The sequence below is a fragment of the Streptomyces humidus genome, assembly GCF_014649655.1.
In the GTDB taxonomy this organism is placed as follows: Bacteria; Actinomycetota; Actinomycetes; order Streptomycetales; family Streptomycetaceae; genus Streptomyces; species Streptomyces humidus.
This window is the reverse complement of sequence record NZ_BMTL01000008.1, coordinates 15,187-40,997: the sequence shown is the minus strand read 5'-3', so window position 1 is coordinate 40,997 and position 25,811 is coordinate 15,187. Positions and strand designations below refer to the sequence as shown.

The 25,811-nt window shown below is 72.9% G+C and carries 25 protein-coding genes and 1 pseudogene; 10 read left to right on the top strand and 16 right to left on the bottom strand.

Going from position 1 to position 25,811, the window contains the following annotated elements; genetic code table 11:
• On the bottom strand, nt 1-1,041 hold the full coding sequence (locus IE239_RS11190; protein ID WP_190149092.1) for a PHP domain-containing protein: 1,041 nt from the start codon (nt 1,039-1,041) through the stop codon (nt 1-3).
• Nucleotides 1,042-1,161: 120 nt separating this feature from the next.
• Here IE239_RS11190 and IE239_RS11185 point away from each other — a divergent pair, with 120 nt between their 5' ends.
• Entirely contained in the window at nt 1,162-1,398 is a 237-nt protein-coding gene (locus tag IE239_RS11185) for a hypothetical protein (protein WP_190149091.1), read from the top strand.
• A gap of 37 nt (nt 1,399-1,435) precedes the next feature.
• On the opposite strand, the gene IE239_RS11180 is transcribed toward IE239_RS11185, so the two are convergent.
• Both IE239_RS11180 and IE239_RS11175 read right to left on the bottom strand, forming a co-directional pair.
• Nucleotides 1,436-1,888: a VanZ family protein gene (locus IE239_RS11180; RefSeq protein WP_190149090.1), complete on the bottom strand. Its 453-nt coding sequence runs from the start codon at nt 1,886-1,888 to the stop codon at nt 1,436-1,438.
• Nucleotides 1,889-2,297: 409 nt separating this feature from the next.
• A complete protein-coding gene (locus IE239_RS11175; protein ID WP_190149089.1) occupies nt 2,298-2,987 on the bottom strand; it encodes a DUF4230 domain-containing protein in 690 nt (229 codons plus the stop codon).
• A gap of 397 nt (nt 2,988-3,384) precedes the next feature.
• Between IE239_RS11175 and IE239_RS11170 the strand changes: the two genes are divergently transcribed.
• Nucleotides 3,385-4,338: a ribose-phosphate diphosphokinase gene (locus IE239_RS11170; protein ID WP_190149088.1), complete on the top strand. Its 954-nt coding sequence runs from the start codon at nt 3,385-3,387 to the stop codon at nt 4,336-4,338.
• Nucleotides 4,339-4,458: 120 nt separating this feature from the next.
• On the opposite strand, the gene IE239_RS11165 is transcribed toward IE239_RS11170, so the two are convergent.
• Together IE239_RS11165 and IE239_RS11160 are read right to left on the bottom strand one after the other, a co-directional pair.
• A complete protein-coding gene (locus IE239_RS11165) occupies nt 4,459-4,839 on the bottom strand; it encodes an anti-sigma factor antagonist (protein ID WP_229878027.1) in 381 nt (126 codons plus the stop codon).
• A 190-nt stretch (nt 4,840-5,029) separates the two neighbouring features.
• The gene (locus IE239_RS11160) at nt 5,030-5,497 is read right to left on the bottom strand and encodes a MarR family winged helix-turn-helix transcriptional regulator (protein ID WP_373308080.1); all 468 of its coding nucleotides are present in this window, start codon (nt 5,495-5,497) and stop codon (nt 5,030-5,032) included.
• A 101-nt stretch (nt 5,498-5,598) separates the two neighbouring features.
• Between IE239_RS11160 and IE239_RS11155 the strand changes: the two genes are divergently transcribed.
• Together IE239_RS11155 and IE239_RS11150 are read left to right on the top strand one after the other, a co-directional pair.
• A complete protein-coding gene (locus IE239_RS11155) occupies nt 5,599-7,053 on the top strand; it encodes an aldehyde dehydrogenase family protein (protein WP_190149086.1) in 1,455 nt (484 codons plus the stop codon).
• Between the two features lie 44 nt (nt 7,054-7,097).
• Nucleotides 7,098-8,204, top strand: coding sequence for an NAD(P)-dependent alcohol dehydrogenase (locus tag IE239_RS11150; RefSeq protein WP_190149085.1), 1,107 nt, complete (start codon nt 7,098-7,100; stop codon nt 8,202-8,204).
• A gap of 56 nt (nt 8,205-8,260) precedes the next feature.
• Here the strand turns inward: IE239_RS11150 and IE239_RS41985 are convergent.
• From IE239_RS41985 to IE239_RS11140, 3 genes and pseudogenes are all read right to left on the bottom strand, one after another.
• Nucleotides 8,261-8,416, bottom strand: a pseudogene (locus tag IE239_RS41985) (NADP-dependent oxidoreductase); the annotation flags it as partial.
• A gap of 184 nt (nt 8,417-8,600) precedes the next feature.
• Nucleotides 8,601-9,164, bottom strand: coding sequence for a TetR/AcrR family transcriptional regulator (locus tag IE239_RS11145; protein ID WP_190149084.1), 564 nt, complete (start codon nt 9,162-9,164; stop codon nt 8,601-8,603).
• Nucleotides 9,161-9,523 carry a DUF1304 domain-containing protein gene (locus IE239_RS11140; RefSeq protein WP_190149083.1) on the bottom strand — a complete coding sequence of 121 codons (363 nt, stop codon included), beginning with the start codon at nt 9,521-9,523 and terminating at the stop codon, nt 9,161-9,163. Before IE239_RS11140 ends, IE239_RS11145 begins: the two co-directional genes overlap by 4 nt.
• Nucleotides 9,524-9,718: 195 nt before the next feature.
• Here IE239_RS11140 and IE239_RS11135 point away from each other — a divergent pair, with 195 nt between their 5' ends.
• Nucleotides 9,719-10,111: a VOC family protein gene (locus tag IE239_RS11135; RefSeq protein ID WP_190149082.1), complete on the top strand. Its 393-nt coding sequence runs from the start codon at nt 9,719-9,721 to the stop codon at nt 10,109-10,111.
• A 219-nt stretch (nt 10,112-10,330) separates the two neighbouring features.
• On the opposite strand, the gene IE239_RS11130 is transcribed toward IE239_RS11135, so the two are convergent.
• Entirely contained in the window at nt 10,331-10,627 is a 297-nt protein-coding gene (locus IE239_RS11130; protein ID WP_069768744.1) for a DUF4235 domain-containing protein, read from the bottom strand.
• Nucleotides 10,628-10,660: 33 nt separating this feature from the next.
• The gene (locus IE239_RS11125) at nt 10,661-11,680 is read right to left on the bottom strand and encodes a glutathione S-transferase family protein (protein WP_190149081.1); all 1,020 of its coding nucleotides are present in this window, start codon (nt 11,678-11,680) and stop codon (nt 10,661-10,663) included.
• A gap of 258 nt (nt 11,681-11,938) precedes the next feature.
• Between IE239_RS11125 and IE239_RS11120 the strand changes: the two genes are divergently transcribed.
• Entirely contained in the window at nt 11,939-12,856 is a 918-nt protein-coding gene (locus IE239_RS11120; protein ID WP_229878050.1) for a cation diffusion facilitator family transporter, read from the top strand.
• A gap of 196 nt (nt 12,857-13,052) precedes the next feature.
• On the opposite strand, the gene IE239_RS11115 is transcribed toward IE239_RS11120, so the two are convergent.
• Entirely contained in the window at nt 13,053-13,502 is a 450-nt protein-coding gene (locus IE239_RS11115) for a nitroreductase family deazaflavin-dependent oxidoreductase (protein ID WP_190149079.1), read from the bottom strand.
• A 167-nt stretch (nt 13,503-13,669) separates the two neighbouring features.
• On the bottom strand, nt 13,670-14,293 hold the full coding sequence (locus IE239_RS11110; RefSeq protein ID WP_190149078.1) for a LysE/ArgO family amino acid transporter: 624 nt from the start codon (nt 14,291-14,293) through the stop codon (nt 13,670-13,672).
• Nucleotides 14,294-14,799: 506 nt separating this feature from the next.
• On the opposite strand from IE239_RS11110, the gene IE239_RS11105 reads away from it, so the two are divergent.
• The 3 genes from IE239_RS11105 to IE239_RS11095 all read left to right on the top strand — a co-directional run bounded on the left by IE239_RS11105 (nt 14,800) and on the right by IE239_RS11095 (nt 19,131).
• Entirely contained in the window at nt 14,800-16,035 is a 1,236-nt protein-coding gene (locus IE239_RS11105) for a cytochrome P450 (protein WP_190149300.1), read from the top strand.
• 11 nt (nt 16,036-16,046) lie between these two features.
• A complete protein-coding gene (locus IE239_RS11100; protein ID WP_190149077.1) occupies nt 16,047-16,247 on the top strand; it encodes a ferredoxin in 201 nt (66 codons plus the stop codon).
• A gap of 778 nt (nt 16,248-17,025) precedes the next feature.
• Entirely contained in the window at nt 17,026-19,131 is a 2,106-nt protein-coding gene (locus IE239_RS11095) for an RICIN domain-containing protein (RefSeq protein ID WP_190149076.1), read from the top strand.
• A gap of 83 nt (nt 19,132-19,214) precedes the next feature.
• Here the strand turns inward: IE239_RS11095 and IE239_RS11090 are convergent, their stop codons facing one another.
• The 4 genes from IE239_RS11090 to IE239_RS11075 form a co-directional block, all read right to left on the bottom strand.
• Nucleotides 19,215-20,537 carry an SLC13 family permease gene (locus tag IE239_RS11090; RefSeq protein WP_373308079.1) on the bottom strand — a complete coding sequence of 441 codons (1,323 nt, stop codon included), beginning with the start codon at nt 20,535-20,537 and terminating at the stop codon, nt 19,215-19,217.
• Nucleotides 20,538-20,614: 77 nt separating this feature from the next.
• Nucleotides 20,615-22,990 (bottom strand): SpoIIE family protein phosphatase, encoded by a 2,376-nt coding sequence (locus IE239_RS11085; protein WP_190149075.1) that lies wholly within the window; start codon nt 22,988-22,990, stop codon nt 20,615-20,617.
• Nucleotides 22,991-23,204: 214 nt separating this feature from the next.
• Nucleotides 23,205-23,837 carry a cysteine hydrolase family protein gene (locus IE239_RS11080; protein WP_190149074.1) on the bottom strand — a complete coding sequence of 211 codons (633 nt, stop codon included), beginning with the start codon at nt 23,835-23,837 and terminating at the stop codon, nt 23,205-23,207.
• 113 nt (nt 23,838-23,950) lie between these two features.
• Nucleotides 23,951-24,499, bottom strand: coding sequence for a peptide-methionine (S)-S-oxide reductase (locus IE239_RS11075; protein ID WP_190149073.1), 549 nt, complete (start codon nt 24,497-24,499; stop codon nt 23,951-23,953).
• Between the two features lie 579 nt (nt 24,500-25,078).
• On the opposite strand from IE239_RS11075, the gene IE239_RS11070 reads away from it, so the two are divergent.
• Complete coding sequence (locus tag IE239_RS11070) at nt 25,079-25,669, top strand: flavin reductase family protein (RefSeq protein ID WP_229878026.1); 591 nt, start codon at nt 25,079-25,081, stop codon at nt 25,667-25,669.
• Nucleotides 25,670-25,811 lie beyond the last annotated feature (142 nt).

Sequence of the window (25,811 nt, the reverse complement as noted above, 5' to 3'; positions counted from 1 at the left end):
TCAGGGGCGGGCCACTCCCGTCGGCGTCCTGCCCTCCCGCGTCCAGGCCAGCAGGTCGGCGGGCGGCCAGGCGTTCACGATCCGCTCCGCGGGCACCTCGCACTCCTCGGCCCGCGCGCAGCCCAGGATCTGCCAGTCCAGCTGGCCGGGCGCGTGTGCGTCGGTGTCGATCGAGAACAGCACGCCCGCCGCCACGGCCCGGCGCAGCAGCCGGCGCGGCGGGTCGAGCCGCTCGGGCCGGCTGTTGATCTCCACGGCGGTGCCCGACTCGGCGCACGTCGCGAACACCTCGTCCGCGTCGAACTGCGACTCGGGCCGCCCTCTCCCGGTCACCAGCCGTCCGGTGCAGTGGCCGAGGACGTCGGCGTGCGGATCGCGCACGGCGTTCACCATGCGGCGCGTCATCGCCCGGGACTCCATCCGCAGCTTGGAGTGCACGGACACCACCACGACGTCGAGGCGTTCCAGCAGTTCGGGTTCCTGGTCCAGCGACCCGTCGTCGAGGATGTCGCACTCGATGCCGGTCAACAGCCGGAAGGGCGCCCAGGCCGCGTTGAGCTCCTCGATCACGTCCAGTTGGCGGCGCAGCCGCTCGGGAGACAGTCCGCGGGCCACCGTCAGGCGCGGCGAGTGATCGGTGAGCACGGCCCACTCATGACCGAGTGCGGCCGCCGCCCGGCCCATCTCCTCGATGGGACTGCCGCCGTCCGACCAGTCGGAGTGGACGTGGCAGTCGCCACGCAGCAGGGCGCGCAGCCGGGTCCCCGCGCCGTCCGTCAGGGGTCCGCCGGCCTCCTTCTCCAGCTTCTCCAGATAGGACGGCGTCTGTCCGGCGAGCGCCTCCCGTGCCACCTGCGCGGTCTTCGGTCCCACGCCTTTCAGCGACTCCAGCGTGCCCGCCCCCGCCCGCTGCGCGATCTCCGCCGGGGGCAGTCCCGCCAGCATCCGGGCCGCGGTGCGGAAGGCCCGCACGCGGTAGGTCGGCGCGAGGGACCGCTCCAGCAGGAAGGCGATCCGGTCCAGCGCCTCGACGGGATCCATCGCCACCTCCTGGCTCCAGAGTTCCCCACCGTCGCCCCGGCCGCACGACGGGCGGAGCATCCTGCCCCCAGGGGATACTCGAGGATTCATCCCGGTGTGTTCCGCTTTACTCTTTATGTCATGAGCGAAATCGCGAGCCTGCGTGTCTCACGGCCGCGGATCACCGTGCTCGGGGTGCAGCCGGGCCCCGAGCCGTTCCGCATCGTGGAAGTCGACGGCAACATGGTGGGTGAGGCGAAGGACGTGACCGACGTCCTCGAGATCGCCGCGGCCCACGGCATCACGGTCCATGACCTGGACGACCCGGACACCGTGCGCTGGGTGGGCGGGAACCGGTACACCTGGAGGCCCCACTGACCGCCCCTCCCGCCCCGGCTGTCGGTCCTGCGCCCCCTCAGGCGCGCCGCCTGCGCGCGTGCACCGCACGGCTCACCCGGCGGCCGAGGATCAGGTAACCGATCAGGGCGCCCGTGGTGTTGAGGATGACGTCGTCGATGTCGAAGGCGCGTCCGGTCACCAGCGCGCCCTGGGCGAACTCCACGAGCAACATGACGGTCGCGGTCAGCAGCAGCACGCGCAGCAATCCGCGTGCCCGGGGCGCGACGACCGGCACCAGGATCCCGAAGGGGACGCCGAGCAGCACGTTCCCGCCGACCTGCTTCACCGCGTCGCGCAGCTCGGGCTGGTCCAGGTAGGCCCGTAGCGAGTCGCCCGGATGCAGGTTGGAGTGCACCAGCGCCGCCGACGCCGGCGACGGCTCCAGGGTGATCCGGGCGAGGACGACGGCGAACGCCACCATGAAGGCGAACGCCACCAGCATCGCGAGCAGCCGGAGAGGGAAGGGCAACGCCCGGTCCTCGGTACGCGCCGGCGCCGCTTTCCCGGTTCTCTCCCTGTCGGCCTTTCCGGCCTTCCCTGCGTTATCGGCTTTTCCGGCCCTTCCCGGCCTCCAGCCTTTCCGGGCCGCCTGTGGCTTGCCGGTCTTGCCGGTCCTTCCGGTCTTGGCGGGTTCGTCGCGCTTCGGCTCGGGTGCGGCGGCCTTGGCGGTGCGCAGACGGAACGTGGTGAGCGGACGCAGCGCTGCACGGGCCATGCGGTCCTCCAGTCTTCAACTTCCAGGCTTCGTAGGGCGGTTACCCTCGAACGGCCCGGGAATGCGGGCGGCCGGCCCCGGGTGGTGACGTCCCGCGGCCGTCGCCGCCGCCCGCGTGGACGCTCGGCCGCCGCCCGTGCGTCCGCTCGCCGTTCGCCGGGCGTCAGGGCCCGTAGGACACCTTCACCTCCTTGAAACCGAGGGAGCGCAGCAGCCCCTGGAGCATGTCGCTGGTGTTGGTCTCGGCGCGCGCGGTCAGTTCGCTCTCCTTCGCCGCGTCCCCGATGTGCTTGACCGCGAGTTTCTGCACGGCCTGCTCACCGCCGGGGTTGTCGGAGAAGAGGTCGCCGAGGCGGTCGAGGAGACCGCGCTGCTTGGACACCGCGTAGGAGCGGTCGGGGTCGAGGGCCGGCTTGCCGAGCTGGGCGTGCGGCAGCCGGAGCGTGGCCGAGGTGCGGTCTTCGTCGACCGTCACGTTCTTGTCGCTGACCTTGCCGAGGTCGACGTAGGCGTCGACGGTGCCCGCACCGACGTACAGGGTGCGGGTGCCGCGGATGGCGTCGGGAAGGTACTTGGCGTCCTTCTCCAGGTCCACGACGACCTGGAAGTTGCCGGAGGCGGCGTCGTAGCGGCTCATGTCCTGGATGGACTTGAGGAGGGCGGGGCCCGAGCGGTCGTGGGTCTGCGTGCCGAAGAAGTCGCGCAGTCCCGGCAGCAGGCTCAGCCGGATCCCCGCGAACATCACGACGAGCACGACCACGACGGCGGTGAGCACCTTCGCCCAGCCGGGCATGCGGCCGGGCGGACGCCGGGTGGGTTCGGTCTCCCTGGTGGGCTCGATCGAAGTCGTCATGCGGACGGTCCTCTCTTCCTACTGACCCAATTCCCGTCAATGCCCGTGTCAGACCGCCCTGTTGAGGAGCTGTGACAGTACGGGCCCGCGGAGGCGTCGCCCCGCGCCGCTCGGGCGGGGGAGCGGCGGTGGGAGCGGCGGTGGGCTGGGCTGGCGTCGACCGCCGGGCGACGGCTCTGCCGGCCCCGTCCGCCCTGCACCTGCCCCCCTTCCCGTGCCCCTGCTCCTGCGAAGCACCTGATGGCGCCGGCCGAGGCGCTCCGGCCGGCTCGGGGGCGCCGGGGACCCGGGGCCTGCGAGGGTCCGCGCGGGCTTTCTGCCGGGTGGGCAAAACGGACGCGGTCCGTAGCATGAGAGATCCCGCCCCCGGCCGGACACGATCAGCGAGGAGCCGACCGTGCGAGACATCTCCGTGTTCAGCGGCAGCGCCCACCCCGAACTGGCGGCCGAGGTCTGCGCCCACCTCGGCGTGCCCCTGAGTCCCACCCGCCTCAGCAGGTTCGCCAACGACTGCCTGGAGGTCCAGCTGCAGGCGAATTGCCGCGAACGGGACGTCTTCCTCGTGCAGCCCCTGGTCCGGCCTGTGCAGGAGCACCTCGTGGAGCTGCTGCTGATGTGCGACGCGGCCCGCGGGGCGTCCGCCGGGCGGATCACGGTCGTCATGCCGCACTATTCCTATGCGCGCTCCGACAAGAAGGACGCCCCGCGCATCTCGCTGGGCGGACGTCTGGTCGCCGATCTGATGGCGGCTGCCGGCGTCCATCGCGTCCTCGCCATGACCCTCCATTCGCCCCAGGTGCACGGCTTCTTCTCGATGCCGGTGGACCATCTGCACGCCCACCGGGAGCTGGCCGCGCACTTTCGCCGCTACGACCTCACCCGCACCACCGTGGTCTCGCCGGACCTCGGCAACGCCAAGGAGGCCGCCGCCTTCGCCCGGATGATCGACGCCCAGGTGGCGGCGGGCGCCAAGCAGCGCTACGCCGACGACCGGGTCAGCATCAGCGCGGTGATCGGCGAGATCGCCGGGCGGGACGTCATCGTCCTGGACGACGAGATCGCCAAGGGCAGCACCGTCCTGGAGCTCCTGGACCGGCTGAGGGAGTCGGGGCCCCGCTCGATACGGGTGGCGTGCACGCACGGGCTGTTCGCCGCCGGCGCGCTCAAGCGGCTCAGCGAGCAGCCGGACGTGCTGGAGATCGTGTGCACCAACACGGTGCCGGTGCCCGTCGAGGAGCACACCGACAAGCTGCGGATCCTGTCCATCGCTCCCGCTCTGGCGGAGGCGGTGCGCCGTATCCACAACGGCGAGTCCGTCAGCGCCCTGTTCGACGCGGCGCGCGGTCAGTAGGGGACGAGGCGGACGGGGCCGGCCCGGCGGACCGGCGGGACCGGGCGGGTCGGAGCGATGGCCGGTGGGAGGGGCGGCAGGAGGGGGTGCAGATGGGTCGGGCGGCGCTTCGAGGCGCCGTCATAAAGTGCCCGACGTGGCGCCGGGCCTCTCCAGGGCCGCGTCCAGCGTCGTGGCGGGCGGCAGCAGCCGGGACAGTCCGGTGGCCCGCAGGATCCGCAGGGTGAGCGGGTGGGCGCAGACGAGGTGCAGGTGTCCGTCGTGGTCGAGGACCCGGCCGCGCGCCCGGTACAGCAGGCGCAGCCCGGAGCAGTCGAAGAACTCGATCCGGGTCAGGTCGATCACGATCCGCGGTGCGGGACCGGCGGTCGCGTCGTCGAGCAGCGGGCCGATCTCCTCGGCTGCGACGAGGTCGATCTCGCCGCGGAACTCCAGCACCGTGTGTCCCCGGTCCCGGCGGATGCGCAGATGCGGGGACGCCGAGGGGGGTTCCAGCTGCACGACGACATCGCCTCCAACCCGCTCCACCGGTCGGGAGCCTCCAACGGCCGGGGAGTACGCAGCAGTTCCCCGCCCCAGCAAGTTACCCCCGATGGAGTGAATTCCAGCATGTTCGATTGACATATGTCTTCGAAATGCAACCGACTCTGGCCGAGTTTCTTCGCGTCGTGAGCGAAGGGGGTGCGGAGCGTTACGACAGCGCGTGCCACGCCTGGGAGAGGGCTGACCGGAACTGCTCCGTCTGGCGGTCCGTGAGGTCCCGGACCATGCGCTCCTCCAGCTCCCGCACCGGGCCGGCGTGCCGCTCGAGGAGCTCGCGCCCCTCCTCGGTGAGCAGGATCAGCAGCTCGCGCCGGCTGCGCGGATTGCGCTCCCGGCGGATCAGGCCGCGCCCCTCCAGGGAGCGCACCAGGTCGGCGATGGACTGTGCGGTGACGAAGGAGGCCCGGGCCAGCTGGGCGGCGGACAGTCCGTCGTGCCGCTCCAGCACGGTGAGCGCCGTGTACTGCAGGGCCGTGATCCCGGACGGCTTGACGAGCTCGTCCAGGCGGGACCGTGCGGCCAGCTCCAGCTGCTTCACCATGTAGAGCAGGGACGGGGAAGTCCCGTGCGGCGGGGATGCGGGCACCGCTGCCCGGGTTGTCCGGGTGTCGACCATGGGCAGAGCGTAGACCATTGACAGGAAACCTGTCCGTAATGAGACTTCGGACCAACAGGAATCCTGTTTATTGAAAACTTGGCGACTGCTGAGGAGTGTCCATGACCGGCTTCGAGATCGACCCCGGCCGTCTGTTCGTCGGGGGACAGTGGCGCGACGCCGCCGACGGGGCGCGGGCCGAGGTGGTCGACCCCTCCCGTGGCACCGTCCTCACCACCGTCGCGGAGGCGGGCGCCGTCGACGTGGACGCCGCCGTGCGCGCCGCGCGGGAGGCCTTCGACTCCGGGCGGTGGTCCGGCCTCAGCGGCAGGGAGCGCGGCCGCGTGCTGCTCCGCGTGGCCCAGCTGATCCGCGAGGAGGCCGACGACATCGCCCGGCTGGAGAGCCTGGACGTCGGCAAGCCCATCACGCTCGCGCACGCCGTCGACGTCACCAACGCGGCCGACGACTACGAGTACTTCGCCTCGCTCGCCTTCGCCCTGGACGGCGCCCAGCGCGACACTCCCATGAACGCCCTCGCCTACACCCGGCGGGACCCGATCGGCGTGGTCGCCGCGATCACCCCGTTCAACTTCCCGCTGATCCTGGCCGGATCCAAGATCGCCCCGGCCCTGGCCGCCGGCAACACGGTCGTGCACAAGCCCGCCGACGAGACCCCGCTCAGCGCGCTGTACATGGCCGGACTGCTCCAGCGGGCAGGCGTCCCGGACGGCGTGGTCAACGTCGTCACCGGCACGGGTCCGGTCGCCGGCGAGGCGCTGCTGCGCCACCCCGGGGTGGACAAGATCGCCTTCACCGGGTCGACCTCGACCGGCCGGCACGCCGCGAGCGTCGCGGGCGAGAACCTCAAGCAGGTCACCATGGAACTCGGCGGCAACGCGGCGCACCTCGTCTTCGAGGACGCCGACCTGGAGAAGGCCGTCGGAGCGGTCATCAAGGGCTTCGTCTTCAACACCGGCCAGTTCTGCATGGGCGGCCCGCGACTGCTGGTGGCCCGCCCGGTCTACAGCACCCTGCTGGGCATCCTCGCCGAGGCCGTCCCCGGCGTGCCGGTCGGCGACCCCCGGCTGCCGGAGACCGTCGTCGGCCCGATGGCGGGGGAGCGGCATCTGCGCAAGGTCGAGGAGTACGTCGACCTCGCCCGCAAGGAGGGCGCCCGCATCGTCTGCGGCGGCGAGCGCCTCGACCTCGACGGCGGCTATTACTACAAGCCGACCGTGATCGCCGACCTCGCCGACGACTCCCGTGTCGTCCAGGAGGAGATCTTCGGCCCCGTCCTCACCGTCCAGCCCTTCGACAGCGAGGACGAGGCGATCGCGCTCGCCAACTCCACGCCGTACGGCCTGGCTTCGGGTGTCCAGACCGGCAACCTCGCCCGCGCCCACCGTGTGGCCGACCGCCTTCAGGCCGGCATCGTCTGGGTCAACGACTGGGCGATGCTCGACCCCGCCGTCCCCTTCGGCGGCGTCAAGGACTCCGGCTTCGGCCGTGAGTACGGCCCCGAGGCGCTCGCCTCCTACACCAGGGTCAAGTCCGTCGTCGTCTCGCTCGACTGAGCGTGGTCACCCGAAACCCTCTGTCCGACAAGGGAGTTGCCCAGATGCCCTGCACCACGCGCGCCGCCGTCGTCGAGTCCGCCGGAGCGCCCTTCACCCTCTGTGAGGTCGTGCTCGAAGACCCCGCACCGCACGAGGCGCTCGTCCGGCTGGTCGCGGCCGGGCTGTGCCACACCGACCTCGCGGTGGCGAACGGCGCACTGCCCTTCCCGCTGCCCGGAGTCCTCGGGCACGAGGGCGCGGGGGTCGTGGAGGCGGTCGGCTCCGCGGTCACCGGCGTGGCCCCCGGCGATCACGTCGTGCTGTCCTTCACCTCCTGCGGCGGCTGCCGCGACTGCCGCGGCGGCCATCCCGCGTACTGCGGCGCCTGGCTGCCGCTGAACCTCCTCGGTGGCCGCCGCGCCGACGGCACCGGCACCGTCAGCCGGGACGGCGAGTTCCTCGGCGGCCACTTCTTCGGCCAGTCCTCCTTCGCCGAGCGGGCGCTGGTCGACGAGCGGAGCCTCGTGAAGGTCGACCCCGGTGTGCCGCTGCCGTCGATCGCTCCGCTGGGCTGCGGCGTCCAGACCGGCGTCGGCGCCGTCTGGAACGTGCTCGAGCCGGCCGCAGGCGACGCGGTCGTCGTCCTCGGCGCGGGCGCCGTCGGGCTTTCGGCGGTCATGGCGGCCGCCCTGTCGCCGGCGACCAGGATCATCGCCGTCGACCGGATCACCGAACGCCTTGAACTGGCAAAGGAGTTGGGCGCGACCCACACCGTCGACGCCGGCCGGGCCGCGCTGGGCGAGGCCATCGCGGAGATCACCGGCGGCCAGGGCGCCGACGGCGTCGTGGAGACCACGGGCAACACCGCCGTGCTGCGCCAGGGCGTCGACGCGCTCGCCGCCCGCGGCACCCTCGTCGTCGTGGGCGCGCCGCCTTTCGGCAGTGAGGTCGCCCTCGACGTCAACGGACTGCTGGGCGGCAAGCGCGTCGTGGGCCTCACGCTCGGCGACAGCGAGACGCAGACCTTCATCCCGGCCCTGGTCGAGCTGGTCAGGGACGGGCGTCTCCCGCTGGACCGCCTCATCGGCGTCTATCCGTTCGCGGACATCGACCGAGCGGTGCGGGACATGACCGAGGGCAGGACCATCAAGCCCGTGCTCGTCTTCTGAACTCGGGTCACCTGGTCGTGAGGACCAGCTTTCCGGTGGTCCGGCCGGTGTCGCCCGGTCCGGCCGGTGTCGCCGAGGCTGTGCGCCTCGGCGGCCTCGGCCGGCGGGAACGCCCCCGCGATCGTGGTGGGCGGCAGGCCCGCCTCGACGAGCTCGGCGATCGCGCGCATCCCCGCCCGATCGGCGTCCACGAGCATCCGCACCACCGGCACGCTGCACACCGCCGTCGGCGTCTCCCCGCAGGCCTGCCGCGGAACCTTCCGGTCGGCTCGCCGAACGTTCCCCACCCGAACGTCCCCCACGCCGCACGCCGCACGCCGCACGCCGGGTGCCCGCGACGCGTCGACGTCCGGCCCTCGGTGACGTGCTCGACGGTGCGGCCGGCCGGGCAGCCCCTCAGCGGCTCGCGTGCAGGGCGACCAGCAACTGCCAGACCTGGTCGGCGATTTCGGCGGGCGTGCCGTCGAGGTCGCCGTGCAGCCAGTCGGCCAGCACGCCGGCGAAGGTCGCGGCGACGGCCGAGGCGACCAGGGGCGCGTCCGCCGCGCCCGCCCGCTCCCGTTCCCGCAGGCTGTAGGCGCGCAGGTCCCGGTGGAGCACCCGGCCGAGCGGCCCGCCGCCGCCCGGCGCCAGCAGGGTGCGATACAGCGCGGCGTGGGGGGCCAGCGAGCCGAAGAACTCCGCCAGCGCGGCCGGCGCGCGGACCGGGTCCGGCCGTCCGCGCCAGGCGTGCAGTGCCTCCACGGCCTCACGCACGACGTCCGCGCAGGCGTCGACGGCGAGAGCCTCCAGGTCGGGATAGTGCACATAGAACGTGGCCCGTCCGACCCCCGCCCGGCGCACCAGCGCGGCCACCCCGACCTCCTCCAGCGGCCGCTCTGCGCACTCCTGGAGCAGCGCGGTCCGCAGTCTGGCCCGGGTGCGGGCCGCCCGTGGGTCCTCGGGTTCGCCGCGGGTCACCGCGCGAGCAGGACGGCGGCCAGGGCGACCGCGCCGGGAAGCGCCTGCGCGACCAGGATCCGCCGGTTCGCGGTGACCGCTCCGTAGACCCCCGCGACGATCACGCAGGACAGGAAGAAGACCTGTGCCGCGAATCCGGTCGGATCGCCGGCGACGAGCCCCCACACCAGTCCTGCCGCGAGGAAGCCGTTGTACAGCCCCTGGTTGGCGGCCATCGAGGCGGTCCGCCGTGCCAACTCGGCGTCGAAGCCGTGGAAGGACATCCCCGCCGGCTTCTGCCACAGGAACATCTCCATGACCAGGATGTAGAGGTGCAGCGCGGCCACCAGCCCGACCAGCACGTTCGCCAGAATGTCCATGTCTCCCTCAGTTCCACTTCTCAGACAGGTGTCCACTATAGCGGGACACCTGTCCAGGAAGTCCGGTCGGGGTGCTCAGCGCACGAGCCGGGGCATGACGGGGCGTGGCCGGTGGCTGACGGAAACGGGGGTATCCGCAAGGTCCGGGGCGGGACTCGCCCGCCCCGGACCGGACCTCGCGGAGGAGACGACGACATGGCAGTGGTGAAAGCGGGCGTCGTGGTGCTCGACTGTGCCGAGCCCGAGAAGCTCGCCGAGTTCTACAAGGGGCTGCTCGACGGCGAGGAGACCGACTTGAGCGCCAACCGTGTGGAGATCAGGGGCGCGGACGGCATCCGGCTGGCCTTCCGGCGGGACGTGAACGCCACCCCGCCGAGCTGGCCCCGCCCCGAGAACTCCCTCCAGGCCCATCTGGACTTCCTCGTCGACGACCTCGACGAGGTGGAGCGCAGGGTCGTGAGCCTGGGCGGGCGTCCGCTGGAGACCAAGGGCGCCCCCGGCCCGCACGAGGAACGAGGCTATGCCGACCCGGCCGGCCACTCCTTCACCCTGCGTCTCGAACCCTCCACCGCGCCGAAGCAGGGCTGAAGCGAGCCGAGTCGGGCCCGGGCGGGCCGAAGCGTGGCCGAAGCGCTCCTGAAGCGCCGCCGACGAGGGGTGGCGACGGCACGGAAGCGGGCCGCGGCAGGGCCCGCGCACAGGACCGACGCCGGGTCCGGGCGTCCCCCGGCGGTCGGTCAGGTGCCGACCGCCGCGCGGCGGTCGGCACCTGACCGACCGCCGGGGCGGGACGGGCGCCGTCCGGGCTCAGTCCCGGCCGCTCTTCTCCTTGGCGGGCCAGACTCCCGTGGACCGTTCGATCGCCTTGGCGCCGGTCCGGTCCGCGGCGCTGCGTGCGGCCGCGAAGATCGCGCCCTGAACCGCCGCCGCCAGCAGGATCTCGCCCCACCCGCGGTCCCGGTCCAGAGCGTCAGGGGCGTCGTCCTCGTGACGGATCGCCTTCCAGGCCTTGCGGAACGCGAGGCCCGCCAGGGCGCCGCTCGCCCAGCCCAGCGCGAAGCCCACGGGCTGGTAGACGAGGGGCAGTTTCCTCTTCTTGGACACGTCGGTCTCTCCTTGTGTGAGGGATACGGGGTCTCAGGGGCGTCCCCGCGCCGGGACCTGCTCCTGGGCGCGCACCGGCCCGGGAGGGGTCCCGTCGCCGAACGGGCGGCCGCCGAGATCCTCCCTGCGGTGCGGTGAGCGCCAGCCGGCCAGGTCCGGGCCGAGGGGGACGATGCGGGTCGGGTTGATACCGGTGTGCACCTGGTAGTAGTGCCGCTTGATGTGGTCGAAGTCGACGGTGTCGCCGAAGCCCGGCGTCTGGAACAGATCGCGGGCGTACGCCCACAGCACGGGGTTCTCGGTCAACTTCCAGCGGTTGCACTTGAAGTGACCGTGATAGACGGCGTCGAAACGCACCAGTGTGGTGAACAGCCGGATGTCCGCCTCGGTGATCGTGTCTCCGACCAGGTACCGCTGCCCGGCCAGCCGGGAGGCCAGCAGTTCGAGGCGGCGGAAGACGTCCGCGCACGCCTGCTCGTACTCCTTCTGCTCACTCGCGAAGCCCGCCCGGTACACCCCGTTGTTGACGTCCTCGTAGACCTCGGCCATCACCGTGTCGATCTGGTCGCGCAGCCGTTCGGGGTACAGGTCGGGGGCGCCCGGGCGGTGCAGGGCCGACCACTCGGTGGCGAGGTCCAGGGTGAGCTGCCGGTAGTCGTTGGTGACCAGCTTGCCGCTGGGCACGTCCACCACGGCGGGCACGCTGACCCCGCCCGGCGGATCGCTCTCCCGTCGTTCGTAGGCCTCGCTGAGGTACCGGATGCCGAGCACCGGGTCACGGCCCCCCGGGTCGAGGGTGAAGCGCCAGCTGCGGTCGTCCTGGACCGGGTCGGCGATCGCCATCGACAGCGCGTCCTCCAGGCCGAGGAGCCGCCGCGAGATCACCGCCCGGCTCGCCCACGGGCAGGCCCGGCTGACGACCAGCCGGTACCGTCCCGCCTCGACGGGCCAGCCGTCGCGGCCGTCCGCCGTGATCCGGTCCGTGAACCGGCTCGCGGACCGTTCGAACCGCTTGTGTCCGTACGCGGCGTTGCCGTCGCCCCCGTCGCCCATGCTTCCTCCCGGTGGTGGTGTGCCTGCCGCGTCATGCGTTCCCCGTGTGATGCGTTCCCCGTGTGATGCGTTCCTGCTCAACGCGTTCCCCGATTTCCGCCGACGGCACGGTGTGAGCCGAACCCGCCGGGGCAGTCGGCGAACGTGAGCGGGACACCTTCAACACGGAACGCCGAACGCACAGGCGAAGAGACGACCCAGGAGAAAGGCGAGCGCGGTGCCGAAGGGAAAGCCGACCGGAAGACACGTGTCACGGTCCTGGTGGCGCTGGCCGCCAACCTGATCATCGCGGCGGCGAAGGCGGTGGGCGGCCTGCTCGCGGGCTCGCCCGCCCTGCTGTCGGAGGCCGCGCACTCCGTGGCCGACAGCCTGAACGAGGTCTTCCTCCTCGCCGCGCTCCGCCGCAGCCGCCGCCCCGCCGACCGACGGCATCCCTTCGGATACGGCAAGGAACGCTTCTTCTGGTCGCTGCTCGCCGCCGTCGGGATCTTCGTCATGGGCGGCTGCTTCTCCGTCTTCCAGGGCGTCGAGGCCCTGCGGTCGGGAGCCGACGAGAAGATGAGCGGCTATGTGGCCGGTCTCATCGTGCTCGGCGTCTCCTTCCTCGCCGAGGGCGCCTCGCTGCTGCGGGCGCTGCATCAGGTCCGCGGGCAGGGCGGCGCCGCCGCGGGACTGCGCGACCCGGCCCTGCGCACGGTCGTCGCCGAGGACGGCACGGCGGTGCTCGGCGTCACCCTGGCCGCGGTCGGGATGGCCCTGCACATGGTCACCGGGCAGGTCGTGTGGGAGGCGTCCGCCTCGCTGGCGATCGGCGCGCTGCTCGTCTTCGTCGCCTACCGGCTCGGGCGTGAGGCGCGCGACCAGCTGATCGGCGAGGCCGCCGATCCCGAGACCGGCTCCCGCATCCGCGCACTGCTCGACGCGCAGCCCGAGATCGACAGCGTGGAGGCGCTGTTCACGATGAAGATGGGCCTGGAGTCGGCTCTGGTGGCGGCCCGCATCGACCTCGTTCCGGGCATGGACAGCGAGCGCGTCGAGGACGTCGCCGTCCGCATCAAGCGCTCGATCGCCGGCGTCGTCCCCGAGGCCGACCAGATCTTCCTCGACGTGACCGACCGCCGCGCGCGCGAGGCGGCGGAAAGCCCCGCCGCGACGGGGGAGCGCGGCGGGGTCTGACAGTCGGTTGCCCGGCGCGAACACCTTCATGCCGGCACCGGCGGACTCTTCTCGTACGGGATCCACGGGGTCCACGGGATCCCGGGATTCAAGGGGTCCGCCGGATCTGCCGGCCTTCAGGTCTCACAGAGGGGTCCTCCGCGTCGTGGGAGGGCCTTTCCGTGCCGCGGGGCCGCGGGCGGGGTGTGCTCCGCGGTCAGCTGCCGCCGTCTGCCTCCACGACGAACACCGGGATCTCCCGGTCCGTCTTCTTCTGATAGTCCGCGTACGGGGGATAGGCGGCGACGGCGCGCTCCCACCACTCGGCCTTCTCCGCGCCGGTGACCTCGCGGGCCTTCATGTCCTGCTTCCGCGGCCCGTCCTGGAGCTCGACGTGAGGTTCGGCCTTGACGTTGTGATACCAGACCGGGTGCTTCGGCGCGCCGCCCTGGGAGGCGACCAGGGCGTACCGTCCCTCGTGTTCGACTCGCATCAGCGGGGTCTTGCGCAGCTTCCCGCTCTTCGCGCCCCGGGTCGTCAGCAGGATGACGGGCAACCCCGTGTCCCGCAGCGTCGTCCCCTCCTTGCCGCCGGAGCGTTCGTACTGCTCCACCTGGTCACGCACCCACTGCTGCGGGCTGGGCTCGTACTCGCCTTCGAGAGGCATGGCATCCGTCCCTTTCGTCGTCATCCGTCGTCAAGTCGTCGTGTCGTCATGCGGTCCGTCGTGCCGTCGTCGCGCTGTCCGCGTTCCGCACGCCGGTCTCACACACGTCCGTCTCGCGTCGTGCTCCAACACCGGTACCCGTCTGTTTCATCCGTACGACGGCCGGCCTACGTCACCATCCGAATGGCCAGCGCCGTCATCACCGCGCTCGACACGAGCGCCGTCGCCAGTCGGCCGCGGCGACCGGTCAGGGACCGGCCCAGCAGCGCGCCGCCCCCGGCGAGCAGCACCTGCCAGCTCGCCGACGCGGCGAAGGCCGCCAGCACGAACACGCCCCGGTCCACGGCGCGTACGGCGCCGTCGGCGCCGTTGCCCAGGACCAGCGCGGCGAAGTAGATCACGGTCGTCGGGTTGAGGAGGGTGATGCCGAGGAGGCCGAGGTAGGCCCGTGCCGGGCTCGGCGGAGGCGGGACGGACCGTGTGCTGAGCCGATGGGCGCGGTACCGGCGCAGCGCCGCCGCCGTGCCCCGGGCCGCCAGGACGAGCAGTACCAGGGCCGAGGCCCAGCGCAGGGGTGTCAGCACCGGCCGCAGCACACCGGCGACGGCGGCGCCCCCGACCGTGGCGATCAGGGCGTACAGCCCGTCGGCGGTGGCGACGCCCAGAGCGGCGCAGACGCCGGTGCGCAGCGAAGTGCGTGCGGTGAGGGAGACGAGGTAGGCCGCGACCGCGCCGACGGGTACGGCGATGCCGTATCCCGCGACCAGGCCCGCGACGAGCGCGGCCGTCACGACGCTGCGGCGTCGGGCCTCCGGGGGGCGCCGGGCTGCTGCTGGACCGGGGCCGGGGACGCGGCGGCGGACGTCGGCAGCGGCAGGGCTTCGTGAGTGCACATGGCCGGATCGTGCGGGCGGCGACCGTCGCACGGCAACTGTTTTTCCCCGGACCGCCGCCCAGGTCGCCGCCGAGGCTGCCTGATCCGCCACCGGGGCAGCACTCCGGAGCGAACGATTCCGGCCGTATCGCCCCATTCGTCGATCTGGCCGAACTCCGTGTCGCCTTATAGGTGCCCTGGGCATCTAATGAAGATCGGCAGGACGCACCCCTCGTCTGCGAGGTCACCATGACGGACACCCAGGTCACGGCGGACGCCGAGATCGCCACGGACCCCCAGGGCACGACAGCCGCCCAGGGCACGACAGCCACCCGGTTCGCGACAGAAACCCCGGTCACGACAGAAACCCCGGTCACGACGGAACCCCGGGCCGCCACGGCCGCCCAGGCCACCCCGGTCGCCATGCCCGGCGAAGGCGCGCCGTGCGCGGCGGAGGGAGCGGCCCGGGAGCCGGCTCCCGTCGCCTTCCCCCAGGACCGCACCTGCCCCTACCGGCCGCCGGCCGCCTACGACCCGCTGCGCGCCTCCCGCCCGCTCGCCCGGGTAGCCCTCTACGACGGCAGCACCGCCTGGCTGGTCACCGGTCACGAGGCGGCTCGCGCCCTGCTCTCCGACCCCAGGCTGTCGACCGACCGCACCCGGCCCGGCTACCCGGCGACCTCGCCCCGGCTGCGGGCCCTGCCGGGCCGCCGGGCCGCCCTGCTCAACGTCGACGACCCCGAACACCACGCCCAGCGCCGGCTGGTGCTGGCGAACTTCACCCTCAAGCGGGCCACTGCCATGCGCCCGGCCATCCAGCGCGTCGTCGACGAGAGGATCGACGCGATGCTGGCCCAGGGACCGCCCGCGGAACTGGTGAGCGCCTTCGCGCTGCCCGTGCCGTCCACCGTGATCTGCGAGCTGCTCGGCGTTCCGTACGCCGACCACGAGTTCTTCGAGGAGCAGTCGCGGCGTCTGCTGCGGAGCCGGGTGCAGCAGGAGGTGCGTGAGGCGCGCGACCGGCTCGACGACTACCTCGGCACGCTGATCGACCGCAAGCTGCAGACACCGTCGGGCGACGGCGTCCTCGACGCCCTGGTCGACAAGCAGGTGCGCGAGGGAACGATGGACCGCGAGGAGGCTGTCTCGCTGGCCACGATCCTCCTGGTCGCCGGGCACGAGACCACCGCCAACATGATCTCTCTCGGCGTCTACACCCTGCTCCAGCACCCCGAGCGGCTGGCCGAGCTGCGAGCCGACCCGTCCCTGCTGCCGGCGGCCGTCGAGGAGCTGATGCGGATGCTGTCCATCGCGGACGGGCTGCTGCGGCAGGCCACGGAGGACATCGAGGTGGCCGGGACGACGATCCGGGCGGGGGAGGGCGTGGTCTTCGCGACCTCCGTCATCAACCGCGATGAGAGCGCCTTCCCCGGGGCGGACACCCTCGACTGGAGCCGCTCCGCCCGTCACCACGTGGCCTTCGGCTTCGGCATCCACCAGTGCCTGGGCCAGAATCTGGCCCGCGCCGAACTGGAGATCGCCCTGGGCACGCTGCTCGCGCGGCTTCCCGGTCTGCGCCTGGCCGTCCCGGCCGAGGAGGCTCGCTTCAAGCCCGGCGACACCATCCAGGGGATGCTGGAACTCCCCGTGACCTGGTGAGGGGCCGCCCCATGGACATCCACATCGACACGGACGTCTGCATCGGAGCCGGCCAGTGCGCCCTGGCCGCTCCGGGCGTCTTCACCCAGGACGACGACGGCTTCAGCTCCCTGCTGCCGGGCCGCGAGGACGGCGGGGGAGACCCCTTGATCCGGGAGGCGGCGCGGGCCTGCCCGGTCGGCGCGATCAAGCTGTCCGGTCCGCCGGACTGACGCCCGTCGACGGGCGTGTGCTTCGGGACCGCCCATGACCGTGCCGCGGGAGGGGAGTTCGGGTGGGAGCGGGCGCGCCGGACCTGCCCGGCCGACCGGGCCGGTTGCGGGCGGGGCCGGGCTCACCGGGAGACTCCCCGACCGGGTTCCGGTGAGGACCGCGACCCGGACTTCGTGCCACAGGGCCCCGCCCTCCGCCCCCCCCCGCTCTCCGGCAGGCCGCCCGCGCCCGCTCATGGACGGCGTCCGGCAGCACCCGTGCTCCTCCTGCGGCGCCTCGAACTCCGCGCGTGGCGCGTCGACTTCGTCGTAGCCGAACCGTTCCCGGACGACGGTGAAGCCGCCCTCCGCCACCGCCGCGCCCCCTCGCCTCGCCCAGGACGTGAGCCCCCGCGCCGGTGCCCACGCCGTCCATGGCCTCGGCCCTCCGGTCCGCCCTCCAGGAGGGGGCAAAAGGGGCGACGGTGCAGGGACCCGGACCCGGCCCGATCGCTGACTGACGGTTCGTCAACAATTTTGATCCGGTGCGGAATGCGGGAATCCGCGTGATCCCTTGTTCCCCCAGGTGCGGCTGTGCGAAGGTGTGCCTTGTCGGCGCACGGACAACGTTTTCCGCAACGTGCGCGCGAGACGCCTCCCGCCAGACCCCCCACGCTCCAAAAGAGCCGTCCCCCCATGGATGTTCCGAGGCGTCGAACCCTGTGCGAGCCGATCCCGCTCCCCCGGCGGGGTCGCATACCCGATGGTATGGACTTTATGCCGCATACCCCCGGAAGGAATGCAGACCGTGAATGACGCAGGCCTGTCGAATTCCCCTTCGGCGCGCCGCTTCGACGCGACGGACGAACAACTGAGCGCGGAGCTGAAGAAGTGGACGGGGGCGTCACCCGCGCTGCATCCCGTCGGCGAGCTGCTGGACCGGCACTGGGAGGCGGCCTTCGCGTACGCCCGGTTGTGCACCGACGGCGAACGCGCGGCCGGCATGCTCACCACGGCCGCCTTCACCCGGCTGTTCGGCGAGACCCTGCGGCAGAACGGGCCGACTGCCGCGTGGCGACCGCATCTGCTGGTCACCGTGCGCCGCGTCGCGGCGGAGTGGGACGCCGACGGACGCCGCGATCTGCTGCACCCCGCGCTGCGCTCCGAGGCCGAGGCCGAAGCCGACGGCCTGGTCGGCGGCCGTGCGGCCGCCGTCATGCTGCCGCCCGTGCACCGGCGCATGCTGTCCCGGGCGTTCCAGCGCCTGCCCGAGTCGGCCCGCTGCCTGCTCTGGCACGTCGAGGTCGAGGCCGAACCCCTGGCGGTGCCGGGCGGGCTGCTGGGTCTGGAGGAGGACGGCGCCCGCGTCGAACTGCGCCGGGCCCGGGAGCGGCTGCGCGAGGAGTGCCTCCAGGTGCATCGCGAACTCGCCACCGAGGACGAGTGCCACCGCTACCACCGGCTGCTGGACGTCACCTGCCGCCGAGGCGGCTCCGACCTCGACCCCGACCTGCGCGCCCACCTCGAACGGTGCCGCCACTGCACCCACACCGCCGACCAGCTCCGACAGTTCGAGGGACTGCTCGGCGCCGCCCTGGCCGAGGGAATTCTGGGCTGGGCGGCCGCGGCCTACGTCGAGGTCAGGATGGCCGGCGACGGCCGGCTCGCCGACACGGCCGCCGAGCCGCCGCGGGCGTACGCGGGGGAGGCCTTCACGGACGGGAGCCCCACGGTTGCGGTGTCCGCTCCCGTTCCTGCTTCCGCATCCGCGGCCGACGGCGCAGCGGTGGCCGTGTCGGCGAGCCGCCGCGCCGGATCGCGGGCGGGTGCGCTGGCCCGTATCGGGGCGCGGGGCGTCGCTCTCGCCGTCCGGCCCGGCGTCCCGGACGGCGCCGGTTCCGGCCCGGGGACGAGCCGTTCGGCCCAGAAGGCGGCCCGCCGTGCCCGCCGCCGCAACCTGGCCGCCGCCGTGCTGACGGTGAGCGGGATCGTCGTCCTGCCGCTCGTGGTGTGGGCCGTCCTCGGCTCCGGGGACGACACCGCCTCCCTCGCGGACAGCGAGGCGGTGAAGGCGCCGGCCACCGGGACGGACAAGGCCGCCGGCGGCTCCTCGTGGGCCGGCGCGGGCGACGACGCCCAGGGCGCCATGCGCGGCCGGCTGCACAACGCCGCCTCCGGACTGTGCATCGGGATCGTCGGGGGCAAGCCCGCCGACGGCTCCGAGGCGGCACTGGCCGCCTGTTCCTCGGCGCCCGGCCAGCAGTGGTCGTACGAACCGGACGGGCTGCTGCGCAGCGCCGCCGACGCCGGGCTGTGCCTGGACTCGCGGCTCGGTTACTCGGTCCGGCTGGGCCCGTGCGCGGGCGCCGGCCAGCCGGATCCCGAGAACGTCCGGTACGACTTCACGCTGCAGGGCACGCTCGTCCCGCGCTCTGGCCAGAACCTCGCGCTGGCGCCGGCCGCCACCGACGGATCGGGCGCGCTCGTGCTGAAGAACCGGGTGGACAACGCCGCGCAGCGCTGGGTGATCGACACCTCGAAGCCCGACCCGCAGATGCAGTTCGTCAACTGGGGCGCCGACAGCACCGCCTCCGAGGCCCCGGCGAAGAAGAACCCCACGCCCAAGGCCGCGAAGTCACCCGCACCCGCCCCGAAGCCGTCCGGCCCGTCCGCCGACCCGGCGCCCACGCCGAAACCCGGCTGGACGTCGGGCTCGGACGACTCGTCCTGCTCGCGCTCCCGCCCGTACTCCTGCCAGTGGGGCGGCCGGCCGGCCGGCGACCACGACGGCTCCGGTTACGGATACGACGGAGGCTACGGATACGGCGGTTACGGATACGACGGAGGCTACGGATACGGCGGTTACGGATACGGGGGATACGGCTCCGACGGCCGGCAGAACTGACATCCGCCGCCGCGGCAGGCGGCCGGTCGGCCGGTCGGCCGCCCACCGCGGCCTGCCGGCCCTCCGCCGGAGCCGGACCTCGGTCAGACGCCGATGACCTGGAGCGAGGCCCACAGCGCAGCGACCGCCGGGATCAGCGCGGCGGGCACCGTGAGCAGTCCGAGGCGGGTGAACTCCCCGACGCCGACCTGCTTCTCGCGTTCCTGCACCACGCGCCGCCACAGCAGCGTCGCGAGGGACCCCGCGTAGGTCAGGTTGGGGCCGATGTTGACCCCGAGCAGCACCGCGAGCACCGCCCCGGTACCCGCCGGGGCGGCGAGCGGCACGAGCACCAGTACCGCGGGCAGGTTGTTGATCAGGTTCGCCAGGGCGGCCGCCAGCGCGGCCACGCCCAGCAGCGCGAGCAGACCGGAGCCGCCGGGCAGGACGTGCCGCAGCGCGTCGGCGAGCCCGTTGTCGACCACCGCGCGCACGACGATCCCGAGCGCCAGCACGAACGCCAGGAACCCCGGCGCCGCGGCCCGCACCACGGCGACCGGCGTCACCCGCCGCCGCGCCAGCGCCCGTCCGGCCATCACCACGGCGCCCGCGAACGCCGCCCACGCCGGCTCGATCCCGACCGCCGAGGCCACCACGAACCCGGCGAGCGTGCAGCCGACGGTGACCAGCGCGAACAGGGGCAGCTCGGGAGCGGGGCCGTCGTCGGCGCCGCCCTCGACGGCGGGCAGGTCGTCGGCGAAGAACCGCCGGAAGACCAGGTACTCGGCGCCGATCGCGACGACCCAGGGCAGCGCCATCAGCGCGGCGAACCGGGTGAAGCTCAGCCCGCTCGCCTCGAACGCCAGCAGGTTGGTGAGGTTGGAGACCGGAAGGAGCAGCGAGGCCGTGTTCGACAGATGGGCGCACGCGTAGACGTGCGGCCGGGAACGCACGCCCATCCGGGCGGCGGTGGCGAACACCACGGGCGTGAGCAGCACCACGGTCGCGTCCAGACTCAGCACGGCCGTCACCGCCGAGGCCAGGACGAACACCGCGGCCAGCAGCCGCCGCGGGCGGCCGGCGGCGCGGCGGGCCATCCACGCCCCGCACGCGGTGAACAGGCCCTCCACGTCGCACAGGTGCGCCAGCACCAGCACCGCCGCGAGGAAGCCGACGACCGGCCCGAGCCGTTCGGCCTCGGCCAGCGCGTGCTGCGGCGAGACCGCGCCGAGCGCGATCGCCAGGGCGGCGGCGGGGACGGCGATCAACGCCTCCGACCGCCCGGCGGGGCGCAGCACGGCCCAGGCGAGGGAGGCGGCGAGCAGACAGACGGACAGGGATTCGGCGAGCGGGGTGTTCAGGGCAGTACTCCGGAGGCGGGAACGTGGTCGGGCCCGCCCATCGAACTGGTCCGGGTGCCCGTCCATGAAAACACGCGCGGGTAAAACGTCCGCCAAGTCGTCGCGTCCGCCACGTCGCAGGGGCGGCGAGCGGGATGCCGGGCTCAGTCCTCCTCGAGCAGGCTCAGCTCCGCCCAGATCGTCTTGCCTTCGGGGGTGTGCCGGCTGCCCCAGCGCTGGGTGAGCTGGGCGACCAGGAGCAGCCCCCGGCCCCCCTCGTCGAAGGTCCTCGCCCGGCGCAGGTGCGGGGCGGTGTGACTGTTGTCGGACACCTCGCAGATGAGTGTCGTCCTGTCGTGGATCAGCCGCAGACGGATCGGGCGGGAGCCGTACCGGATGGCGTTGGTGACCAGCTCGCTCACCACCAGCTCCGTCGTGAACGACGCCTCGCTCAGCTCCCAGCGCGACAACTGCCCCACGACCTGTCGGCGGATCGGCGCGACCAGCGCGGGATCGGCCGGGATGTCCCAGGTCGCGACCTGGGCGGCGGGCAGCCCGCGGGTGCGCGCGAGCAGCAGGGCCACGTCGTCGGCGGCGCCGCCGGACGGGAGCAGGGCGTGCAGGATCCGGTCACAGGTCTCGTCCAGGGAGTCCGCGTGCGCCGCGAGCGCCTTGCTCAGCAGCCGGTGACCTGCCTGCGAATCCCGCTCGCGGGACGCGGTCAGACCGTCGGTGAAGAAGGCGAGCACGCTGCCCTCGGCGACCTCCAGGACGGCTGACTCGAACGGCAGGCCGCCCACGCCCAGCGGGGGACCGGCGGGCAGCTCGACCGGACGGGACACGCCGTCCGGCCGGAGGACCACGGGCGCCGGATGTCCGGCCCGCGCGAGCGTGCAGCGCCGCGACACGGGGTCGTACACCGCGTACAGACAGGTCGCGCCGACCTCGCCGGGGCCGCCCTCGTGCCCGGCCTCCTCGGACAGGCGGACGACCAGATCGTCGAGGTGGGTCAGCAGCTCGTCGGGGGCCAGGTCGATGTCGGCGAGGGTGCGGACGGCGGTGCGCAGCCGGCCCATGGTGGCCGAGGCCTGGATGCCGTGCCCGACGACGTCGCCCACGACCATGGCCACGCGCAGCCCCGACAGCGGGATCACGTCGAACCAGTCCCCGCCGACCCCGGCGCGGGCGGCCGGCAGATAGCGGGAGGCGGCGTCGACGGCGGCGGTCCTGGGCAGGCTGCGCGGGAGCAGGCTGCGCTGCAGGGCGAGAGCGGTCTCCCGCTCGCGCGAGAAGCGACGGGCGTTGTCGATGCAGACGGCGGCCCGTGCCGTGACCTCCTCGGCGAGCAGCACGTCGTCCGGGGTGAACGGGTCGGGCCTGTGGAACCGGGTCAGCACGGCGACGCCGAGCGTCACGCCCCGCGCGCGGACCGGCACGGACATCGTCGAATGGACGCCCAGCTCCCCTGCCCGCGCTCCGCGGACCGGGTCCCAGGCCAGCCACGCGTCCAGCTCGCCGCTGGGCACGGTCCGGACGACGGTGTGCCCCGCGACCAGTGAGTCGGCCTGCGGCGACCCCGCCGGGTAGCCCTGCGCCTCCCCGGGCTTGGCCACGGCCTCCGGGGCGCCGGGGCTGACGGAGTGGTGGGCGATGCGGCGCAGGCTCAGAGGCGGCGTGAAGCGGGCCGGGGGCTCCCCGCCGTCCTGCGGGTCGAGCAGGTCGACGCTGACGAAGTCGGCGAGCGCGGGCACGCACACCTCGGCCAGCTCCTGCGCCGTCCGGGTGACGTCGAGGGTGGTGCCGATGCGCACGCTCGCCTCGTTGACCAGCTGGAGCCGCTCGCGGGCGAGGTAGTTGTCGGTGAAGTCGTGGGCGGCCAGACACACGCCCCGCACCCGGCCCGTCGCGTCGGTGACCGGTGACATCCTGGCCAGCCAGGCGTGCGCCCGCTTCTCGCCGCCGGTGCGCGTGTAGATCTGCACGTCCGCCGCCCGGCCGCTGGTGAGCACCCGCAGCATGTGCTGCTCCAGCTCCGTGCTCTGCGGGCGGCCGCCGATCTCGGACAGCCGCAGTCCGCGAATGCGCCCCTCGGGCAGTCCGATCACCTCGCGCATCGCCTCGTTGATGCGCCGCAGCCGCAGGTGCTCGTCGTAGACGGCGATGGCGCAGGGGGACTGGACGAGGGCCGCGGAGGCGAGAGGTTCGTCCGGGAGGGCGACGCTGTCGGTCCCGGCCAGCGGGGTGACGACGAGCCACCGGCCGGGGCCGCCGCCGTTGCGGGGCGCTGATCGATGGGCGAGCAGCCACACCGGCACCGGCCGACCGTCACGGTGGCGCAAAGTGACCGTTCCGTCCCAGCGTGAGCCGGTGGGCACGGGGGCATTCTGCGCCAGCAGTTCCACCGCGGGCCGGCCCACGACCTCTGCCGTCTGCCAGCCCAGCAGGGTGCGGGCCCCCTCGTTCCACCCGACGAGCGTTCCGGCGTCGTCGACGACAGCCCGGGCCGTGGCAGCCTCGTCGAACGGATACTCCGGGCTCATCTCGGCACTCCATCGCGGACACTCACAGTGAACGGGCACGTCACTTCCGTTCCAGCCTAGTGTGTTCCGCTCAGGCGTGAACGGGAACCCCCTCGCCCCGGCCGGAGAGCAGGATCCCCGCCGGGTCAAGAGCGGAAACCGGACGATCTGCCGGGACCGGCGTCCACGGGGCTCCCCGGCGCTCGGCGACGTTCTCACGCCCTCGACGGCGCAGCTACGTCGCCGCCGGATCCTGCGGTACACGCCGGTCGGCGTCCGCGTCCCGGGCGGCTCGGTCCGCCCGGGCCTTCCCGGCCGGCCCGAACGTCACCTTCGCCGTGTCGACGGTGCCCGCGCAGCGCCCGGGCGCGCTCTGCCACGACCAGTACAGGTTGGTGTGGGCCACCACCTGCTCCGGGGCCGGAGCGCCGTACGCGGTGAGGTCCTCCGTGGTGTGCGCGTCGCCGACCAGCGTCACGTCGTAGCCCCGTACGAAGGCGCCGTGCAGGGTCGAGCGGATGCACGCGTCCGTCTGCGCCCCCGCGACGACGAGCCGGCCCACCCCGCGCCGCGCGAGCTCCGACTCCAGTTCCGTGTCCTCGAAGGAGTCCGAGTAGGTCTTGTGGACCAGCGTTTCGGACTCCAGGCGGACCAGATCGTCGACATAGCGCCACTCCTCGCTCCCGGACACCAGCCCGGCGTCCGAGTGCTGCACCCAGACCACCGGCACGTCCTGCGCGCGGGCCGCGTCGACCAGGGCGCGGATGTTGGCGATCACTTCGTCCCGGCGGGGCGCGCCCGCCACCACGCCGTTCTGGACGTCGACGACGAGCAGGGCGGTGCGGGGCCGGTCGGGCAGCGTGGTCATGATGGCCTCCTGTTCGGCGGGCGCACGGCGCGCCCCGGCGGGCGCGCGCTCTCGCACGGCCCACCCTAGGACGCGCCACTGACAACGCCGCCCGAACCGGACCCCTGGGCCGCTCAGTCCACGTCCAGCCCCAGATTGCGGAGCTTCGGCTCGATCACCGCCCGGCAGTACGGCTCCGAACGGTTGTTGTTGTAGAAGTCCTGCTGGTCCGGATCGGCCTCGACGAACTGGCCGAACGGGCGGAGGTCGGTCACGATGTCCCGGCCGAGGCGCTGCCGGACGAGGTCCATGACCTTCTCGGAACGCACCCGCTGGTCGTCGTCGGCGTAGAAGATCGTCGAGTGGTAGATGGAGCCGCGGTCCGCGCCGCTCTGGTTCGGCGTCGTCGGGTCGTGGCTCTGGAAGAACAGGGCCAGGACGTCCTCGAAGGCGATCTCGTCCGGCCGGAACGTCAGCTGCACCGCCTCGACGAACTTCTGCGGGTTGAGGCCGTAGCGCTGGTAGGCCTCGTAGTCCGGCGGCGGGCCGGCGTCCCCGGCGACCCCCGCCACGCTGGAGGCGACCCCGGGGGTCCGGCGCGCCACCGCGTCGAAGGACCAGAAACAGCCGGGGCCGAGCGTCAGGGTCTCGACCTTCCCGGTGGCGGTCATGTCCTCGGTCATGGGTTCCTTTCCAGAACGTCGTCCGAATTCCGCGCAGGAGCGCAGCAGGACCGCTGCTGCGTCGCACGTCTTTCAGCTGATGGGCCAAGGCGCGGCGCGGACCGGCTGTACGACCGTGACGGAGCTCTCCGCCCCGGTCGTGGATACAGGTGTCCCGGAATCGCCACGCAGGAATGACGCGGGTTCGGGCCGGCCGAAGCGGCCCTGCTGTCGCTCGCGTCCGCGCTCGGGCGGTGCGTGCGCTGACCGGCCGGAGAACCCCGCGCCGGACCAGGATAGTCCGACTCCCTTGCGCGCAGGGCGTGTTCCGGCCCGTCGAGCGAATCGGCGCACCCACCGCACCGGATCCGGTCGTTGTTCCGCCGCCGGGACCGATCGAACCCACCCGACCGACTGACCGGCTGACCCACCCGGTCGGACCGGTCGGACGCCCTGGCCGAACCGCCGTCGGCCCGCATACGCGTGCGGGACGGACGTTGTGCCGGAGAACCAGAACGGGCCCGAGTTCTTGGTGGCCGGTCCCTACGCCGGAATCGGAGTGCTCTTTAGGATTTCTCCCAGTGGCTAGTCGAGGAGTCGATGATGGTTGTCCCGTTCGACGCGACGGAATTCCGCCGGGCCCTCGGATATCTGCCGACCGGGGTGACGGTCATCACCACCACGGGGAGATTCGGACAGCCCGTCGGGATGGCGTGCAACTCCTTCGTGTCGGTCTCGTTGCAGCCTCCCCTGGTCATGTTCTGCGCCGGAAACGGGTCGGCCACCCTGATCGATCTCCGCGAGAGCGGCGTCTTCTGCGTCAACATCCTCGGCGCGGACCAGGGGCAGTTGTGCCGGCGGTTCTCGGTCAAGGACGTGGACCGGTTCGCGGGCGTTCCGTGGACCGGGTCGGAGGCCGGACCGGAACTGCGCGACGCGATCGCCTGGATGTCGTGCGCGATCGTGGCGGAGCATGCCGCGGGTGATCACGTCATCGTCATCGCCGAGGTGACCGGGCTGCGGGTGAACGAGGACGCCTCCGCGCCGCTGGTGTTCCACCGAGGCGGTTTCGGCTCGTTCCGTGCTGCCGCGGAGCCCGTCGTGGCGGCGACCGCGGCATTGCCCCGGCAGGAGAGCGGGGGCGTGCGCGTGTTGTCGACCGCGACGAGAACCGCCAGTTGGAGGCCCTGAGGGCGTCCGCGGGTCCACGGGGTCGACGGCGTCCTCGAGCGTCAACGACCCGTGGCGCGGACCGGCGCCCGCTCCGTCTGCGCAGGCGCCTCCAATGGTGACCTCGCAGGTGACCGCATGGACGACCGCGCGGGTGACCGCA

Excerpts from the sequence above, each read along its gene's own strand:
- IE239_RS11185 (WP_190149091.1), top strand. The coding sequence starts at position 1,162 with ATGAGCGAAATCGCGAGCCTGCGTGTCTCACGGCCGCGGATCACCGTG.
- IE239_RS11160 (WP_373308080.1), bottom strand. The coding sequence starts at position 5,497 with ATGGTCGACACCCGGACAACCCGGGCAGCGGTGCCCGCATCCCCGCCG.
- IE239_RS11105 (WP_190149300.1), top strand. The coding sequence starts at position 14,800 with ATGCCCGGCGAAGGCGCGCCGTGCGCGGCGGAGGGAGCGGCCCGGGAG.
- IE239_RS11095 (WP_190149076.1), top strand. The coding sequence starts at position 17,026 with ATGCAGACCGTGAATGACGCAGGCCTGTCGAATTCCCCTTCGGCGCGC.
- IE239_RS11140 (WP_190149083.1), bottom strand. The coding sequence starts at position 9,523 with ATGGACATTCTGGCGAACGTGCTGGTCGGGCTGGTGGCCGCGCTGCAC.
- IE239_RS11070 (WP_229878026.1), top strand. The coding sequence starts at position 25,079 with ATGATGGTTGTCCCGTTCGACGCGACGGAATTCCGCCGGGCCCTCGGA.
- IE239_RS11175 (WP_190149089.1), bottom strand. The coding sequence starts at position 2,987 with ATGACGACTTCGATCGAGCCCACCAGGGAGACCGAACCCACCCGGCGT.
- IE239_RS11080 (WP_190149074.1), bottom strand. The coding sequence starts at position 23,837 with ATGACCACGCTGCCCGACCGGCCCCGCACCGCCCTGCTCGTCGTCGAC.
- IE239_RS11100 (WP_190149077.1), top strand. The coding sequence starts at position 16,047 with ATGGACATCCACATCGACACGGACGTCTGCATCGGAGCCGGCCAGTGC.
- IE239_RS11150 (WP_190149085.1), top strand. The coding sequence starts at position 7,098 with ATGCCCTGCACCACGCGCGCCGCCGTCGTCGAGTCCGCCGGAGCGCCC.
- IE239_RS11085 (WP_190149075.1), bottom strand. The coding sequence starts at position 22,990 with ATGAGCCCGGAGTATCCGTTCGACGAGGCTGCCACGGCCCGGGCTGTC.
- IE239_RS11135 (WP_190149082.1), top strand. The coding sequence starts at position 9,719 with ATGGCAGTGGTGAAAGCGGGCGTCGTGGTGCTCGACTGTGCCGAGCCC.
- IE239_RS11190 (WP_190149092.1), bottom strand. The coding sequence starts at position 1,041 with ATGGATCCCGTCGAGGCGCTGGACCGGATCGCCTTCCTGCTGGAGCGG.
- IE239_RS11075 (WP_190149073.1), bottom strand. The coding sequence starts at position 24,499 with ATGACCGAGGACATGACCGCCACCGGGAAGGTCGAGACCCTGACGCTC.
- IE239_RS11155 (WP_190149086.1), top strand. The coding sequence starts at position 5,599 with ATGACCGGCTTCGAGATCGACCCCGGCCGTCTGTTCGTCGGGGGACAG.
- IE239_RS11090 (WP_373308079.1), bottom strand. The coding sequence starts at position 20,537 with ATGGACGGGCACCCGGACCAGTTCGATGGGCGGGCCCGACCACGTTCC.
- IE239_RS11115 (WP_190149079.1), bottom strand. The coding sequence starts at position 13,502 with ATGCCTCTCGAAGGCGAGTACGAGCCCAGCCCGCAGCAGTGGGTGCGT.
- IE239_RS11125 (WP_190149081.1), bottom strand. The coding sequence starts at position 11,680 with ATGGGCGACGGGGGCGACGGCAACGCCGCGTACGGACACAAGCGGTTC.